Origin of the sequence: Pseudodesulfovibrio sp. JC047, assembly GCF_010468615.1 — a bacterium.
GTDB lineage: Bacteria > Desulfobacterota > Desulfovibrionia > Desulfovibrionales > Desulfovibrionaceae > Pseudodesulfovibrio.
In genome coordinates this window covers 182,364-198,272 of sequence record NZ_WUEH01000003.1, presented here as the reverse complement: position 1 = coordinate 198,272, position 15,909 = coordinate 182,364, and the positions used below count along the sequence as shown (strand labels likewise).

Genomic DNA, 15,909 nt, shown 5'->3' with positions numbered 1-15,909 from the left:
CATCTCATGCCATTCGAGGTCTCGGAGAGACCGCCGGTGACCGACCGGAGGGACCTCTATTTTACGAGTTTTTCAGCCAGAGCGCGACCTTGTTCCCCTCCTCCTGCCATGCGGGATAATTCATCCATGATGGCAGTTGCTTCCAATCGGTCGCAACGGGTGTAGGTCTCGCCGTTCACCACTTCTTTTCGGATGAAGAAATGGCGGTCCGCCTTGCCTGCCAGTTGCGGCCAATGCGTGATGAGCAACATTTGCTGGCGGTCTGCAAGGGCGCGGAGTTTGCCGCCAACCGAGTTGAGTGTCAAGCCTCCAATTCCAGCATCGACTTCATCGAAAATGAGCGACGGTAAAACGTCGTTTTCCTTGGCCGTGTTGCCGCGCATGGTGACCAGTGCGAGCAGGAACCGGGACAGCTCTCCGCCGGAGGCTATCTTGTCCAGCGGTTGGGCTGGCTGACCAGGGTTTGGTACCCACATGAGCCGGCCGCGCATATCGTCGCATCCGGGGTACAATTCTCGTGCGTCAAATTTGAAATGCACCTTGATATGTTCAGAAAAGCCGAGATCAAAGAGTTCGGCCACAATGCGGTGGGAGAGTTCCTTGGCTGCCTTTTCCCGGGCAGTGTTCACCGCGTGCAGTGCCGCTTTCAATGCTGTGGCTGCTTTTTTTTCTTCGTGGGACAGGTTTTTCATGTCCAATGCACAGGCATCCAGAAAGGACAGATTCTCGTCGATTTCCGTTTTCAGGGTCACGATGTCATCCAGATCTCGCCGGAGTTTCCGCTTCAGCTTGGCCAGTTCGAACAGGCGTGCTTCGATGTCATCCAATGACATGGGGTCGTCGTCTTCCAGCTCCTTCGGTCCCCGTCGGAGTCGCGTATCGAGGTCATGCAGTCGAAGGCGCAGTTCCTCGATCGCTTCGCGGTCTTCATCAAATCCCGGGAACAGGCGTGAGATGATATCTATTTCGCGAGAGAGGAGTGTCATGGTATCGAGCAGTCCGACGTCACCGTGCAGCACGTCCAGTGCATTTTGCAGGCATTCTCCTGCCTGTTCCTGTTCTTTGAGAATCTTTTTGCGTGCTTCGAGATCGTCTTCTTCTCCTGGCTGGGGATCAACGGCGTCGATTTCCTTTTTCTGATATTCAAGGAAGTCCCGCTGTTTTTCCAGATCATCAAATTTTTCGGTAAGCTGCCGTTTGCGTTCCAGCACGTCGTGCAGCACGGCCAGGGTGTCGTTGCGTTGGGTGAGAAGGGATTGATCGGGAATGAAGGAATCGAGAATTTCCGATTGAAATGCCGGAGAGAGCAGTTTTTGCTGTCCATGTTGGCTGGTGTGGATGATGAGTCTGGACCGCATGTCCCGGATTGTTGGCTGAGAAGACAGTCTGTCATTGATATAGACACGGCTGCGTCCGGTTTCGGTGGACAGCTCGCGTCGGATGACGGTTTCTCCCTCGGGCAGGATGAACAGTGCTTCCACAGAGGCTTTTTCCCGGCCAGGGCGGACCAGTTTCCTGTCCATACGTTCACCCAGCAGGAAATCCACGGCGCGCATGATAAACGATTTACCCGCACCAGTCTCACCCGTGAGCGTGTTCAGCCCCGGAGAAAATTCCAGTTCAACGTCTTCGATGAGGGCAAGGTTTTTGATCCGTAACAGTTCAAGCATGAGTGCCTCTGGCCTTTCGTTTTTTTGTCTGCCCCGGATGTTTTCGCGGGTCCGCAGAGGGAATGAAGAATGGAAAGCGGCCATTTTATATGTTCAATCAACGCGTTTCGAGCCGCCCGTGTCGGTATATTTTGGGGCAACTCGTTTAAATATTCAAGGGAACAATGTTTTGTATACACCAGTGGGCCGCTGCGGAAAAGAGGAACGTCATGAACCGTTTTTTGTTGGAAAATGATGGAAGATACTTTTGGAAAGACTCGACGTGCACGAAGGTATTGCAGAGGGCCTTTAGGTACCGCTCGTCGGATTAGTGCTTCAATCGTGGATCAAGCAGGTCTCGCAGGGATTCTCCAAGCAGGTTGTATCCCAGCACGGTGAACAGGATGGCCAGTCCGGGGAAAACGGACAACCACCACGCGATGCCAAGCACTTCCTTGCCTTCCATGAGCATATTCCCCCAGGAGGCGTCTGGTGGTTGGACTCCAAGCCCGAGGAAAGATAGGGATGATTCTGTGAGAATGGCTCCGGCCACGCCAAGGGTGGCGGAGACAAGGACCGGACCAATGGCATTGGGCATGATATGTTTGAATATGATGCGAAATGATCCGGCTCCGGCGGCACGAGCGGCCAAGACGTAGTCCCGTTCCCGGATGGTCAAGGTTTCAGCGCGGACCAGTCTGGCTACCCCCATCCAGCCAGTCAGCCCGATCACAATCATGATGTTGGTCAGGCTCGGTTCCAGAAAGGCGATGACAGCCAGAATGAGAAAGAACGAAGGGAAACAGAGCATGACATCCACGGCGCGCATGATGATTTCATCGACAAAACGTCCGAAATACCCGGCAACCAGGCCGAGGACCAATCCGATGGATGTGGCGATGCCCACGGCCACGAATCCCACCCACAACGAGACCCGTCCCCCGAAGAGAATGCGGGAAAAGACATCTCGCCCCAGAGCATCAGTGCCCATGAGGTGCGTTGTGGATGGCGGGAGAAGCAGTGCGTCAACATTGATGAAATTCGGGTCAAACGGGGCGAGTATGGGAGCGAAAACAGCCGCCATCGACATCAGTCCGACAAAGAGTCCACCGATAATGAGCAGTGCGTGACGCGCCCACGGAGAAATTCGTTTGAGTGGTTTGCGTTTCATCGTTTGCCCCCTTGTCCCACACGGATTCGGGGGTCAGCCAGGCCATATCCCACATCTGCCAGTAAATTGCCGATCAGTGTCAGAATGGCACCGAGGACCAGAGAACCCATGATGAGCGGATAGTCTCGGGCCATGACGGCTTGATAAAAGAGTTGTCCCAGCCCGGGGAGGGCGAAGATCGATTCAATAATGACGGAGCCGCCGATCAGGGCCGGAACAGAGAGTCCGAGAATGGTGATGACCGGCATGAGCGCATTTCGTAGGGCGTGCTTGAAGAGAACGACCCGGTTGGACAGTCCTTTGGCCCGTGCGGTCATGATGTAGTCCTGGCGCAGGACTTCGAGCATGGAGGAGCGCATGAAGCGGGACATGCCTGCCCATGAACCGGATGTGTAGATGAAAATCGGCAGGATGAGGTGTTTGGTAATATCCCATACCTTTCCCATGGGCGACATGGTGTCGTAGCCCAGGGACGTGAGTCCTGAGATGGGAAGAATGGGCCAGGCAATACCGAGCCAGAGCATGAGCAGCAGGGCGAGCCAGAAGCCGGGCATGGCAAAGCCGATGAACACGACCACGGTCGAGAATTTATCAAAAATGCCACCACGCCACCACGCGGCCGTCACCCCAATGGGGACCGCAATGAGCAGGGTCAAGATCATGGAGGCGACATTCATGCCAAAGGTTAACGGCAGTCGTTCTTTGATCTTGTCCCAGACAGGCCGATGGTCGCCGGACATGGATTGGCCGAAGTCGAGTTGAACGAGCCGTTTGAGCCAGTTGGCGTATTGGATATGAAGTGGCTGGTCGAGTCCATAGAGTTTTTCGAGCTGGGCACGCGCTTCGATACCGGCATCGGGATTCAACGTTGTTTGGAGGTCCGTCGGGGAACCTGGAGCCAGATGAATCACCCAAAAGCTGATGACCGTGATGCCGAGAAACACCACGCCAACCCAGAGTAATTTGATACATAACCGTTTCAGAACGTGTGCCATTCATTCTCCATCTCAATTCGATCAAGTGCTTTCTTACTGTAAGACGATCCACGAATCAATGCACAGCACTTTTTGTACACCGCAATTTTTTATTGACATTGCCTAGTGTCTTGGCTAGTTATCCCTCCACCCAACAGCGTGGGGCTGTAGCTCAGTTGGGAGAGCGCTTGAATGGCATTCAAGAGGTCGTGGGTTCGATTCCCTCCAGCTCCACCATAGAAAGTGTAAGGACTTCAAGTGATTGCTTGAAGTCCTTTTCCTTTGGCTTGGGGCTGGAAAACGGCTCTGTGTCCGCTATGTGTCCTCTCCCGATTTTTTTGGTTTTTTATAGTGCTCCGTGTAAGCTGACACGTAAGTTGAGAAAACGGGCCACTTAAGTTGAGAAACTTTGGTGGCCCGTTTTCTTGTTTGGCACGGTGGGTGCTACGGGGTTGGAATGAGATGGTCCAGCCTGCCAGGCCTTTGAGGCGGCACTTTTGAAAACCTTGTCAAGCGACCAAGTTATGCTTTTTTCGTCTTTTTAATACCCATTCATGCCCATTTATGTCCTGAGCAGAAAACCGGGGTTACGATGTTTGATCTTTGAACAATCAACATTTTAAGCGAAGGAACTGAAGCATGTTTGATTTTGGAAAATCATTGCTTACCATGGCCCCCAATGAGCAGAAGCAAATGCTCGACACCGCAACACCCCGTCAGCGGAACGCGGTTTTGGAATTGGGTATTGGTATCAAAAGTCAAAACCAACGACAGCAATCGAATCAACAGAAGCGTGATGCCTATCATGATTTGGATCGACTCAATTCCATAGTCGAGAAGGAAAACGAAGCACATGACTTCTTTGGAAAAGGACTGACCGATTGGCAGAAGAATGTCACTGGCAATAGGCCGTCCACCGATGCGAACATTCTCAAAAAGCAATTCGACGACTATGAGCATGACATTCTGTCCGATCTTCCCAAGGGAGGAAAGCGGCATGGAGCATTGTCTGAAACTCTCCCCAAGATCAAAAAGGAGTTCTTGCAGCAGGGGCATCAGTTTATTTTGGACAAGTTCAACGAGCACTCTCGTAGCGTGCTCGATAAGGGTTTACAGCGACTCGCTCAAGGCGCGCTTGGTGCCAAAGACGAAAAGGATATCCAAAGTCATGATGATGCCGCTTTCAATCTCATCAATAAATACGTGCTGTCCGAGGCCAAGTTCGATGAGAAGGATGCAGACGTTATGTACGACAAGTACCTGGGGTATGCTGGCGTTGATCGAGAAAAAATACGAGTGTCTGAAAATGACGATGTGCCGGGCGTCAAGTCGGACTTCAAGATAGAAAATGCCGAAATGTTGGCTGAGAACGATATCGGTACTGATAGCGATGCTGGTGGTGAGGAGGAGGCTGAGGGCATTCCCAATAACCAAAAGGAACTGAATAAGAATGAGGCTGACGTCGAAACCGGGCAGGATGAAGAGAACGCAGTGCCGCAAAAAATACAGGAAGCTGACAACAAGGAAGAGCCAGAGGAATCAGAGGGCCAGGATAATGAGTATAATACATTCTTGAATGATTTGGGTGCTCGTGAATCATCAAATGACTATAAGTCAGTCAACCAGCTTGGCTACTTGGGTAAATACCAAATGGGCAAGCTCGCACTTATTGATGCTGGCTACAAAGATAAGGATGGTAATTGGACAGGGAAGAACGGTGTGAACTCTAAAGAGGACTTCTTGAACTCCCCGGAAGCCCAGGAAAATTCCTTCGATGAATACAAGCGTTCTCAATGGCGTGATATCGAACATCGAAAACTTGATCAGTATATAGGTAAAGAGGTAGGAGGAATCGAAATAACAGCGTCTGGTTTGCTTGCTGGTGCTCATTTGAGAGGTGTCGCAGGTGGTATTAAAAAATATCTTGAATCAGATGGAAAGGATGACCCCACAGATGCAAACGGTACATGTGTCTCTGAATATCTCAGGAAGTTTAAAGGGTATGAAGTCCCTTATGCAAAATGATTATGAAGCATGTGGAAAGCGGAGGGTCCTTGTCGGCCCTCTGCTTTTATTCGTTTGTTTTGTTTTCGCTATTCTTGGGTTTGTTGCCACTCGGTGCGATGCCGCCTCATATGAGTACACAATATTAAGCCGAGAGGAGCTGTGCGAAATATCGAGTAGTTATGAGGATGATTTCGCAGCCATTGCAAAGGACTCCTGCTATGAGCCAACAATATACGCAATTCCATTCGACGTAAATTCAGATGGTACTAAGGAGTTGGTGATATCTATAGCTCATTCATTTTACTGCGGCACAGGTGGATGTACCGTATATATTTATAAGAAACTGTCTACTGGCTGGGAACCAATAGAAGTGGGCTTTCCTTCTGTCCATTGGATACCTAAGAAAACTGGTCTGTCTACAAAAGGAATGCCCGATTATGTTTTTGGAGATAACCTGTGGAAATTCGATGGCAAACGCTACCAATGGACACGAAAGATCCGATATGGAGAATATGGCATTGCAGCTCCGACAGAGGATGATTTGTTGCCGCCAAGGAAGTGATCCAGGCCGTTTTTGTGGAAAAATGAAAACAAATGATTGGGTGGTTGTGATATGTATACAAAATTTTATGGTACTTATCGGAAGTGCTTATGCTCAGAATTTAAAGAGAGAGAGAAGTGTCCCGTTCTTCCGTGTTCATATTGTTTCGAGTCTTTTTTGCCGGGAGCCTGATCAGGATAAGAATTTTGTAGGAACAAATGCTTTTGTGACGGTGACACCATGTCATTTTGAAATGTCTCGTGGGCATGTGTGCATGATATCGTGATTTGATGTGTAAAAATTACTTCCCACTTGACATGAGAATGAAAATGAATTTCAGTCTCTTCCATGTCAAAAAACGCAGAAGGAGTTTTCCTGGAGTATTTGGACGCGAATGCCTTGAGCATGACCCCACAGCGGAAGCGTATCGTCGAGACTTTTCTGGAGACTGAACACCATTTTTCCGCAGAGCAGTTGGGGCAATTGGTCAAGCAGGGGGCACCCGACATCGGGCAGGCCACGGTGTATCGAACTTTGAAATTGCTGGTGGAGTCCGGGTTGGCCGCCAGCGTGGATTTTGGTGACGGTATCACCCTGTATGAGCACGCATACGGACATGCGCATCATGATCATCTGGTGTGCATGAAGTGCGGGGTCAAGGTCGAGATTTATGATGCCTCCATTGAAGCAAGACAGGAAGAAGTGGCCATCGCCCACGGATACACATTGACACGCCATCACATGTGCCTTTTCGGTTTGTGCGCTGCGTGTCAGGCCAAGGAAAAATAGTTTTTTTGCGGTGCCATTGCGGGTTTGAGGCCCTTTTGACACAAAACTGTTGCGTTGCTAAACTTGTCAGCATGAGAACATTTGAAGCAATGATGCCCGTGCTCAGGGAATTCAGCAGGGCCATGGCAAAGTATTCAATCATCGACCGCAAGGCCTTTGATTTCGGGATTGGCATGGAGCTGTATCCGTCTGAAATTCATATGGTGACCGCTGTGGATATGCAGGGCGGCACTGGTGTGACCTCGCTTGCCACTGAGCTTGGTATTACCAAGGGGGCCGTGTCTCAGTTGGTTGCCAAGCTCGTCAAAAAAGGGCTGTTGACCAAGAAAATCGATCCAGACAACAAGGCGCGTGTCATTATCCGTACAACAGAGCTCGGTCATATCGCCAGTGACACCCATCTGGCGTTTCATGAATCGCATGATCGGGAGTTTCTGGAATATATGTCCACCCTTGATGATGCCTCAATTGAGGTTGTCCGTGTCATGGGCGAAGAAATGAACAAATGGATGGATAAATATCTGAAGTGATCCAATCGTTGTGTGGCAAAGAGCATGAAGTATGCTCCACGGAGTGTTGCGCATTTTTGGATGGCAGTCAGGGCAATGTCTGCTGTGAGAATGGAATTCAACATCGCCATTTTACGGTGAAATAGAGAAGCGTATACTCACTCTGTCGTGTCCGGGTGGCGAAATATCGGACAGAGAGGCGATTTTGATTGGTCAATGAGTATGATATGCGTCCCGGGATCACCAAGAGGGTGGCCGGGGAATGTCGATTGACAGGCCCAATGGGCATAAGGAGGACTCTATGAGTTTCGGTAGAATTGCTGTTTTTGTTGCAGGGACCGTTGTCGGTGGTGCTCTCGGGTATGCTGCCACCAAGTCTGATACGGTCAAAAAGGCGACCAAATCCACCATCAAGGCGGGGATCAAGGCCAAGGATTGGACAGTGGATACGTTTCAGAAGGCCACCAATGAGGTCAAGGAAATGGTGCATGACGCCAAGGCTGAAAAGCAGATGGAAGTCAAGGCATAGCCCTGTCCGAATGATTTTTTCAAGGAGCCGTCTTCCTTTCGGAAGGCGGCTCAGGCTGCTGACAAACCGCCATCCGCGTCGTTGCTGCAAAAAACTCAGAACCTCACGTATGCATAAATACGCTTCGGCCCTGAGTTTTTTTTGCGCCTAGCGGCTGACGATTTCTCAACAGCCTGCCAGATTGGACTTTGTAATCAATCTGGGCTTTTTCTCATGGTGTTCAGCTGGTGAATTCGTCGGCTTCTTCATAGGAGACAATGACAAGATCGGACTGGTCGTGACGCAGGTAGAGGCGCAATCCTTCTGGGCTGCTGACCACGCACCGGCTTTGTCGTGTCATTTGATAGCTGGGTGCCTTGCCCACGGATTCGAGTCGGAGGATGACACCGGGAGCGATATCCAGCGATGCAATAGCGCGTTGCGCTCGATGACCGCCGAGTATTCGTTCCACTTCAAAGTCCATACCGGCCTGTGCGTTGGCAAATTGGCATTGGATGTCGCCCATGCGGCCGAGAATTTTGGCAGCCATGCCCTCGGCCAAGCGGATGCGACCACGCCCTTGTATTATGGCGATGAATTCCATGGGTGGCAGGATGCGAATCAGTTCAATGGGATCATTGTTTTTTAACCCGAGGGCTTCCATGCCGTCTTGGACGGGACCACCTGCGGTGACACATTCCACATGCCCGGTTTCGCCGGGTTTCATTTCAGTCAGTGGAATCATGCGGCCATCGTCAAGATGGGTGACCACCTTGACGCCCATGCCTCCGCCGAGAACCACTTCTCCCTTGGGGCCTTTGACGCGGACGGTCTGGAGGGCCACGTCCTCGTCAAGGCGTGTGATGTCGCCGCCCACGAACAATCCCATTTTTCCCATACGAGATTCGAGATGTGGGTCGGTGATTCGTGAGATGGTCAATCCAACCCCAGTGGGGGCGTGCGTCAAACTTGTATACATCGGTTATGCCTTGTGAAAAGTGGCTGTTGAATCGAGCTGTTGTGCGGAGACGGGGATTTTTCGTCCAGCGGCTGCCGCGTATCCGAGAATGCCGAGCGTGCTGGCGTTGTGCAGGAACGCCGACGCGACCGGAGATAGTGTGCCCGCCGTGGCCGCGAGCAGGACCGCCGAGTTGATGCCGACTGCGGCTTGAAAGGTCCTTTTCAGAATTCGTTGCGTCTGTGTTGCCACATCACGGGCCACGGCCAGAATACGCAAGTCATTTTCAAGGAGGACCACTTGGGCGGTTTCCCGGGCCAGGTCCGCGCCGCCGGGCATACATATGCCAACGTCCGCCGAAACCAGTGCCGGAGCGTCATTCACGCCGTCCCCGGCAAAGGCGAGAATGTGGCCATTTTCTTGAAGTTCCTTGATCAGTACCGCCTTGTCTTCTGGATTGAGTTCCCAGTGGACCTCATCGATACATCCGAGGTCAGCGGCAATGGATTGTGCCGTATCCTTATGGTCACCAGTGAGCATGACAATCTTATGAATACCACGTTTTTTGAGCATGGCAAGGGTTTCGGATGCTTCTGGCCGGAGTTCATCCCGCAGGGTGATGATGCCCGCAAGGTGGCCGGAACGGGCTACATAGAGCAGGGATTTTCCCTGAGCGCGCAATGCACGGCCCTGTGCTTCGGCCCCGGAGCAGTCCACACCTTCATCGTCTTCAAGGAAATGACGGCTGCCGACCAGAATATGTTCACCTTCGACATGGGCGGAAACACCGTGGGCCACAATGAAGTCAACCTGACTGATGGGCGGAAGTTGAAGATTTTGCGCTTTGGCTTCGGCCACGACCGCACGAGCCACGGGATGAGAATAGTGCTCTTCCGCTCCGGCGGCCAGAGCAAGCAGTTCATTCGGGTGCATGGTACCGTGGGGGAGCACATCCGCAACCGTGAGATTGCCTTTGGTCAGGGTGCCGGTCTTGTCGAATACAATGGTGTCGATATGAGCGAGGTTGTCCAGTGCCTGTGCGCCCTTGAGCAGCACTCCGCAGTGTCCGGCCGTGTGCATTCCGGTCTTGACGGCCACGGGTGAGGCGAGCTTGATGGCGCATGAATAGTCCACAGTGAGGACTGATGCCGCCCGGGTCACATCATGGGTCATGGCAAACAGGCCAAGGCCAAGCGCAAAGGTGACCGGCACCAGTTTGTCGGCCAGTTCATCGCTTTTCTTCTGTGATGTTGATTGCGTTCGCAGGGAGTTTTCAAGAAAACGTCCGATGCGGGCCATGCTGGTTTCGTTCCCCACGTTGTTGGCCGAAATCTTGATGCGTCCGTCTTCGACCACGGCTCCGGAAAGGACGTCATCCCCGGTGGAAACATGGACTGGAAGGGATTCGCCGGTGATGGAGCTTTGGTTCAGGGCCGCGTCTCCGTCCACGACCACGCCGTCCACGGGCACGAGTTCGCCAGAACCGCAGATGACCAGATCCCCGACCATGAGATCGGTGAAGTTGACCTGTTTCTCTTGCGCATCCCGTTCCACCCAGACCATTTCCACTTGCGGACGCAAGAGGTTTTTCAGGAGATCGTTGGATTTCTTTTCAGTCCAGTTCTCCATGGCGGACCCCAAACCGAGCATGGCCACGATGGCATTGGCCGTGAAGTAGTCTCGTCTGAGCAGGGAAAAGGCCACGGCTGAGGCATCGAGCACTTCGACTTTCACTCCGTCATAGAGCAGAGAATGAAGGCCTTCGAGCATGGTGGGCAGTCCCATGAGCCAACTCGTTGGGGCTGCGGCCTGCGGCGGCATGAACGGGGTGAGTGCGGCAGCCGCCCCCTGCGCCACGACCGTGGGCAGGGAAATGGGATCGGCTTTCATGCCGTCGGGCATATAGGCGTCCACGGGAATATTTTCGAGCAGGTTGAGGATGCGGTCCCGGTTTGTCCGGTTGCCGTCATACTCGATGACGATACTCGATCCCCATTTGTTGGTCCGGGACGACTCCACGCCGGGTAGGGATTCCACCAACGCTTCAAGGTATTTCAGATCAAGTGCGGGGTCGAACAGCCGTTGACTCCGCAGCCTGATCCGTTTTCTGACTTCGTGGGCGATGGTGAATGCCCGTGTGTGTGGTTCCGCTTTCGCGGTCATGGGTGTCTCCGCAGGTCGCTTATTTTTTATAGAGGGAATAATGCCAGTATGAGAAGCCGACCAGGGCGAAACCGGACCAGAGGTGGACTTTTTTCAAGGTGTCCGTCTTGTTGGTTTCCATTAGCCCAGTAGCGACCAGTGTTCCGAGAGTCGTCGCCATACCGGCCTTTGCCAGCGTCTTTTTCGTCTTGGACGACATCCCCGATGCACTGGACGGGGGGGTACTTTTGGTGACTGCCATCTGCTTAATCCTGTTGACTGATTTCCGCTTTGGCGTCCTGCACTTGTTCCTTCAATTCCTCGACGCCTCCCTGAAGGGCCGCCCACATCTTGACCGCGCCGGAAACAACGGTTTTTTGCACGGTGGGGTTGGTGACAACAAGTGCCACACCTGCGCCAAGGGCAAGGCCTTTGAGATAGTCGGTGCTGGTGAAGTTGACCCACGAGGCCATGGAGGAATCCGTGGGGACCGGTGCTGTTTGCGCGGCGGTTTGTGTCGAGTACTGGGCAGTGGGTGCGGCGTTGACCGTCCCATACTGATTGCTGTCCTGAAAGTAATACGTCGGATTTTGCGGGTCCCGGGAATAGGCGCCTTCGGTGGATGATTCGCCTGGCTGTGGATGGTTGATGGAGTCGCTCATGAAGATTTCCTCGTTGTGGTGCGCTATTTCTTTTCAGCGGTTTTGGTGGGGGTGCCAGTTGTCGTGGGTGTCGATGCCTTTTTCGATGCAGTCTTTTTCGAGGTGGTGGTCTTTTTGGCCGTCACCTTTTTTGTCGTCTTTTTCTTGGGAGCGGCTTTTTTGGCCGGTGTCTTTTTTGACGGAGTTTTCTTGGGTGGGGTCTTTGATGCGGTCTGGTCCGTTTGCAGGGGAGCGTGGTTATGCTCGGCCTGAGCGATTGCCGGAGTCGGTGAACCGATCAGGGAATCCATGGCGTATTTGACGCCGGTGGCCACCGCCACAATGCCGAGGGAGGAAACGAGCGGGCTGAGGCTGAAGGTGCCGACGACTGCACCAGCGGTTCCCGCAGCCACGGCGGTGGTGCCTGCTTCTCGGGCCACGGTTCGGGCGACATCCTCTGTCGTGGCCGTGCCGTTTTTGACTTGCCTGATGCCGTGTGCGGCAGCCGAAGTGCCGCCGATAATCGCTCCGACCAGAGCGGCACCAAATGCGGCTCTGGCAAAGGACGGGGTGGAATTACTTTGTGTCATTGAATGTTCCTTTATGATGCAGTGGACAGTGAAGAGGTCTTATTTGTCGGGTGTGGCACAGTGACCTGTGGGCCTGCGGGATCGCCATTGCCGAACATGGAGCCGACAACGCCCGTGACGGCACCTCGCACGGTTTCGTTACTGGCGAGGAAGCCGACCGCCGCTCCGACGATGGCACCTTTCCAGAAATCGCCGTCCGTTTCCTGAAACAAGGCCATGATCTTGGTTGGATCTGGCTCGCCGTTCATGACGTCGTTCATGACGGTGTACATCTGGCCGAATTTGTTCTGGTCGAATTTGGGGTCCGTGCCCTCGGGAATACCCTGTCCATTTATTCCGGCAGTGGCGTCGGCGGTCTGGCGAGCCGCTTGAGAGGCTGCGGCTTGTGCGGCTGCCTGCGCTGTGGCCATGTCAGCCTGTGCATTTGTTCCGGGATGCATGGTCGGAATCTGTGCGCCCATGGTGGGCTGTGCCGGTTGGATGCCCTGGACCTGAACGAATCCGGCTCCGGCAACGTATTGATACAATCCACCTGGTTGGGGCTGTACGAATTGCCCTGCTGGTTGAGTCTGTCCCATATCGGGCTGTGCCTGTTGTATGTTTTCCATGTGAAATACTCCTTTTTGCTCTCTATTATGCGGAGACGATTTGTTCGAATTCCGCTGCCAATTCCGTGAATCGTGCCGGGTCCTCGGTGGTCAATGCTTCATGTAGTTTCTCAGGCACAATCACGTCCGGATCGTATTCGATAACGACCATTCGGGTGAAGAGATTGACCGAAGTGTTGCGAATGAATGGAGGGGGTGAGTCGCCCGCGTCCTTTTTGAGGGCCTGCGCCCGGGAGTCCGCCAATAATGCCAGGGCGAACTTGATCCGGATACGTCCGGGGACGTGATGCTTGATCGTGAGATGGTGTCGAAGCTCCATCAAAAGTTTGAAATCCATGGTCTTATTGCTCCTGTATTGGCGCGGTGGTTTCCAGTGGCAGAGGCTCGTAGCGCAGCAGTCGTGCCGAGTTTGCCAAGATGCCAAGCGAGTGGGTGATGTGGATCATGCCGGCCATGATGGGCGTGAGCATCCCCATGGCCCCGAAAACAACGCCGATGAGATTTGATCCCGTTGCGATCCAGAAGTTCTGATGGACGACTTTCAGCGTTTGCTGACTCAGGGACTGGACATACACCAGCCCGCCAAGATCGTCGTTGACCAGGGCGATGTCCGCCGCTTCGATGGCGACTTCACTGCCGCCCGCGCCCATGGCGACCCCCACGTCGGCGTGGGTGATGGCAAGAGCGTCATTGACTCCGTCGCCGACCATGAGAACGGCCGCTCCCTGTTTTTGCATGGTCTCGACAATCGTGGCCTTTTCCTCAGGCATGACCGAGGCGTGGACCTCGGTGATGTCGAGCCGTCTGGATAATTCGTTGGCCGTGTTCGGCTCGTCGCCAGTGATCAACACGATGGCGTCCGCACCGCCGCGTCGGAGCCGTTTTACGACTTCGCCACTTTCGGGTCGAATCATGGTGTCAAAGGCGAGCAGGCCGAGAATTTTCTTGTCATCCACAACAAAGAGGACGGTGCGTCCCTGTTGGCGGAGGGGAGCCGCTGTGGTCTCGGCTTTTTTGATATCCGGGACTTCGTGTTTTTCAAGCAGTTTTCGATTGCCGACAAGAATTTCACGGTTGGACACTTCGGCTCGCATTCCCATGCCAAGGACATATTCGCAGACCGTATGCTCTTTTGGAACGATGGACCGTTCCTCCGCTTCGTTTTTGATGGCCTGGGCCAATGGGTGGTGATTGTGCATCTCTACGGAGACCGCCATTTGCAGCAATACGTCCTCGTTGGTCCCGTTCATTGAGACGATGCGGGCGAGCATGGGGGCGTTGGTGGTCAGTGTGCCGGTCTTGTCAAAGCAGACAGTATCGGTTTTGCCGACTTCTTCAAGATAGCGGCCACCCTTGATGAGGATGTTGCGTTTGGCCGCTGCGCTGATAGCTGCGGAAACAGCGGTTGACGCGGCCAGCACCGTGGCGCAGGGACAGGCCATGACGAGCAGGACGGTGAAGGCGCGGTACAGGCTGCCGGTCAGCAACCATGTCCCGGCAGTGGTGACGAAACCGACCTTGATGAGATTGGCGGCCAACCTGTCGGCCACCCCTTCGATGGGGGCGCGGTTTTCCAGTGAATCCTCGACCATTTTCAGGACGCGGGAAAGATAGGTGCGATCACCCACTTCATGGGCCTTGACGTAGATCACGCCCTGACGGACGAAGGTTCCGGCCAGTACCGTGTCCCCGACTGTTTTGGGGATGAAGTCCGACCGGCCGGAAATGGGGGCCTCGTCCATGAGCGCTTCGCCATCCACGATTTCGCCATCCACGCAGACTTTTTCGCTGGTGTGCAACACCACGATGTCACCTGCGCGCAAGGCTTCGACGTCTTTTTCCACTTCGACGCCATTGATGAGGACAAAGGTGTGATGGGAGGAGACTTCCAAGATGTCGCTGATGGATTTGCGGGAGCGTTCGGTGATCCATGCCTTGACCAGATCGGCCCCGGAATTGATCCACAGAACCTCGAATGCGGTGAGTGCTTCACCAGCAGCCACGGCAGCCACGCAGCTCGCTCCGAGGAACGCTTCAAGGGTAAAACGTTTCTGTTTGAGTTGGTGATAGGCCTGTTTGAAGAGTGGGAAGGACAGGCCGAGGGCCACCAGTCCCAATGGGCTGAGTGCGGTCTCGGCGACGGTCAGACCAAGGATGGTGGTTCTGGTGAAGACCACGCCCATGACGGAACTGACCGCAATGAAACGGTGCAGGGCTGATTTGACGGGATTGCATCCTGCTTCAGTGGTTGCACAGGCCGTGCATTCGCACAGGGAAGACGCACAGGCGGGCGGGTGGATACCCCGCGCCTCGGGTGTGTTTTCGATATGCAGGATGTCGGTGATCTTGGCGAGTATCGCATCGGTATCGCCCGAGGTCGGCGTGAAGCGAACCGCCAAGCTGCCGCAGCGGAGGTTGACCCGGACATTTTTAACGAAATTGAGTGTGCCAAGTTGAGTGTCAAACGAAAACGCGAGTTTTTCGTTTTTATACAGGTCCCGAATGCGAACGCGAATTCGTCCGGGAATTGAGTGGCGGATGGTCATGGTCTGTTTCACGATAGTGCTCAATTCTGGAGTGTGAATTTGTCCTGAATGGACAACAGTATTCGAGAATGAAAGTCTTTTTCATTGTCACGAGTGACTGCTGTTTTTTTTGACCGCGCATGTCATGTGCGGTTTTTCCTGTGTCCAGCTGGTCATTTTGCCCATTATGCGACGACTGGCTGTTCTGTGTGTCATTGAACAGGTGATCGTGCATATGCAAGCAAAGAGTTGATAATGAAAATCGAATTCATTGTCACGCAAAAATGTCGTTTTTTT

Annotated in this window: 16 protein-coding genes and 1 tRNA gene; 6 read left to right on the top strand and 11 right to left on the bottom strand. The window is 53.4% G+C overall.

What is annotated here, in order from left to right; translation table 11 throughout:
* Window positions 1-56 precede the first annotated feature (56 nt).
* From GO013_RS03210 to GO013_RS03200, 3 genes are all read right to left on the bottom strand, one after another.
* Entirely contained in the window at window positions 57-1,670 is a 1,614-nt protein-coding gene (locus tag GO013_RS03210; protein ID WP_163808606.1) for an AAA family ATPase, read from the bottom strand.
* Window positions 1,671-1,977: 307 nt separating this feature from the next.
* Window positions 1,978-2,820, bottom strand: coding sequence for an ABC transporter permease (locus GO013_RS03205; RefSeq protein ID WP_163808605.1), 843 nt, complete (start codon window positions 2,818-2,820; stop codon window positions 1,978-1,980).
* Window positions 2,817-3,815, bottom strand: a complete 999-nt coding sequence (locus GO013_RS03200; RefSeq protein ID WP_163808604.1) for an ABC transporter permease — start codon at window positions 3,813-3,815, stop codon at window positions 2,817-2,819. Before GO013_RS03200 ends, GO013_RS03205 begins: the two co-directional genes overlap by 4 nt.
* A gap of 140 nt (window positions 3,816-3,955) precedes the next feature.
* Between GO013_RS03200 and GO013_RS03195 the strand changes: the two genes are divergently transcribed.
* From GO013_RS03195 to GO013_RS03170, 6 genes are all read left to right on the top strand, one after another.
* A tRNA-Ala gene (locus GO013_RS03195) sits at window positions 3,956-4,031 on the top strand.
* A 402-nt stretch (window positions 4,032-4,433) separates the two neighbouring features.
* The gene (locus tag GO013_RS17170) at window positions 4,434-5,819 is read left to right on the top strand and encodes a hypothetical protein (protein WP_239057717.1); all 1,386 of its coding nucleotides are present in this window, start codon (window positions 4,434-4,436) and stop codon (window positions 5,817-5,819) included.
* Complete coding sequence (locus tag GO013_RS03185; protein ID WP_163808603.1) at window positions 5,797-6,363, top strand: hypothetical protein; 567 nt, start codon at window positions 5,797-5,799, stop codon at window positions 6,361-6,363. The genes GO013_RS17170 and GO013_RS03185 overlap by 23 nt, the downstream gene beginning before the upstream one ends.
* 327 nt (window positions 6,364-6,690) lie before the next feature.
* Window positions 6,691-7,131, top strand: coding sequence for a transcriptional repressor (locus tag GO013_RS03180; protein WP_163808602.1), 441 nt, complete (start codon window positions 6,691-6,693; stop codon window positions 7,129-7,131).
* 122 nt (window positions 7,132-7,253) lie between these two features.
* Complete coding sequence (locus GO013_RS03175; protein ID WP_239057716.1) at window positions 7,254-7,661, top strand: MarR family winged helix-turn-helix transcriptional regulator; 408 nt, start codon at window positions 7,254-7,256, stop codon at window positions 7,659-7,661.
* A 280-nt stretch (window positions 7,662-7,941) separates the two neighbouring features.
* Window positions 7,942-8,169, top strand: coding sequence for a hypothetical protein (locus GO013_RS03170; RefSeq protein ID WP_163808600.1), 228 nt, complete (start codon window positions 7,942-7,944; stop codon window positions 8,167-8,169).
* A 220-nt stretch (window positions 8,170-8,389) separates the two neighbouring features.
* Here the strand turns inward: GO013_RS03170 and GO013_RS03165 are convergent, their stop codons facing one another.
* The 8 genes from GO013_RS03165 to GO013_RS03130 are packed head-to-tail and all read right to left on the bottom strand — an operon-like array spanning window position 8,390 to window position 15,645.
* On the bottom strand, window positions 8,390-9,127 hold the full coding sequence (locus GO013_RS03165; RefSeq protein WP_163808599.1) for a FeoA family protein: 738 nt from the start codon (window positions 9,125-9,127) through the stop codon (window positions 8,390-8,392).
* A gap of 3 nt (window positions 9,128-9,130) precedes the next feature.
* Window positions 9,131-11,269, bottom strand: coding sequence for a heavy metal translocating P-type ATPase (locus tag GO013_RS03160; RefSeq protein ID WP_163808598.1), 2,139 nt, complete (start codon window positions 11,267-11,269; stop codon window positions 9,131-9,133).
* 19 nt (window positions 11,270-11,288) lie between these two features.
* Window positions 11,289-11,510, bottom strand: coding sequence for a hypothetical protein (locus GO013_RS03155; RefSeq protein WP_163808597.1), 222 nt, complete (start codon window positions 11,508-11,510; stop codon window positions 11,289-11,291).
* Between the two features lie 4 nt (window positions 11,511-11,514).
* Window positions 11,515-11,910, bottom strand: coding sequence for a YtxH domain-containing protein (locus tag GO013_RS03150; protein ID WP_163808596.1), 396 nt, complete (start codon window positions 11,908-11,910; stop codon window positions 11,515-11,517).
* 23 nt (window positions 11,911-11,933) lie between these two features.
* Window positions 11,934-12,479, bottom strand: a complete 546-nt coding sequence (locus tag GO013_RS03145) for a magnetosome protein MamC (protein ID WP_163808595.1) — start codon at window positions 12,477-12,479, stop codon at window positions 11,934-11,936.
* Window positions 12,480-12,490: 11 nt separating this feature from the next.
* Window positions 12,491-13,087, bottom strand: coding sequence for a hypothetical protein (locus tag GO013_RS03140; protein ID WP_163808594.1), 597 nt, complete (start codon window positions 13,085-13,087; stop codon window positions 12,491-12,493).
* A gap of 25 nt (window positions 13,088-13,112) precedes the next feature.
* Window positions 13,113-13,424: a heavy-metal-associated domain-containing protein gene (locus GO013_RS03135; protein WP_163808593.1), complete on the bottom strand. Its 312-nt coding sequence runs from the start codon at window positions 13,422-13,424 to the stop codon at window positions 13,113-13,115.
* Between the two features lie 4 nt (window positions 13,425-13,428).
* The gene (locus GO013_RS03130; RefSeq protein ID WP_163808592.1) at window positions 13,429-15,645 is read right to left on the bottom strand and encodes a cation-translocating P-type ATPase; all 2,217 of its coding nucleotides are present in this window, start codon (window positions 15,643-15,645) and stop codon (window positions 13,429-13,431) included.
* Window positions 15,646-15,909: the final 264 nt, after the last annotated feature.

Bases quoted from the DNA above. Each gene is read 5' to 3' on its own strand.
- GO013_RS03210 (WP_163808606.1), bottom strand. From the start codon at position 1,670: ATGCTTGAACTGTTACGGATCAAAAACCTTGCCCTCATCGAAGACGTT.
- GO013_RS03205 (WP_163808605.1), bottom strand. From the start codon at position 2,820: ATGAAACGCAAACCACTCAAACGAATTTCTCCGTGGGCGCGTCACGCA.
- GO013_RS03200 (WP_163808604.1), bottom strand. From the start codon at position 3,815: ATGGCACACGTTCTGAAACGGTTATGTATCAAATTACTCTGGGTTGGC.
- GO013_RS17170 (WP_239057717.1), top strand. From the start codon at position 4,434: ATGTTTGATTTTGGAAAATCATTGCTTACCATGGCCCCCAATGAGCAG.
- GO013_RS03185 (WP_163808603.1), top strand. From the start codon at position 5,797: ATGAAGTCCCTTATGCAAAATGATTATGAAGCATGTGGAAAGCGGAGG.
- GO013_RS03180 (WP_163808602.1), top strand. From the start codon at position 6,691: ATGTCAAAAAACGCAGAAGGAGTTTTCCTGGAGTATTTGGACGCGAAT.
- GO013_RS03175 (WP_239057716.1), top strand. From the start codon at position 7,254: ATGGCAAAGTATTCAATCATCGACCGCAAGGCCTTTGATTTCGGGATT.
- GO013_RS03170 (WP_163808600.1), top strand. From the start codon at position 7,942: ATGAGTTTCGGTAGAATTGCTGTTTTTGTTGCAGGGACCGTTGTCGGT.
- GO013_RS03165 (WP_163808599.1), bottom strand. From the start codon at position 9,127: ATGTATACAAGTTTGACGCACGCCCCCACTGGGGTTGGATTGACCATC.
- GO013_RS03160 (WP_163808598.1), bottom strand. From the start codon at position 11,269: ATGACCGCGAAAGCGGAACCACACACACGGGCATTCACCATCGCCCAC.
- GO013_RS03155 (WP_163808597.1), bottom strand. From the start codon at position 11,510: ATGGCAGTCACCAAAAGTACCCCCCCGTCCAGTGCATCGGGGATGTCG.
- GO013_RS03150 (WP_163808596.1), bottom strand. From the start codon at position 11,910: ATGAGCGACTCCATCAACCATCCACAGCCAGGCGAATCATCCACCGAA.
- GO013_RS03145 (WP_163808595.1), bottom strand. From the start codon at position 12,479: ATGACACAAAGTAATTCCACCCCGTCCTTTGCCAGAGCCGCATTTGGT.
- GO013_RS03140 (WP_163808594.1), bottom strand. From the start codon at position 13,087: ATGGAAAACATACAACAGGCACAGCCCGATATGGGACAGACTCAACCA.
- GO013_RS03135 (WP_163808593.1), bottom strand. From the start codon at position 13,424: ATGGATTTCAAACTTTTGATGGAGCTTCGACACCATCTCACGATCAAG.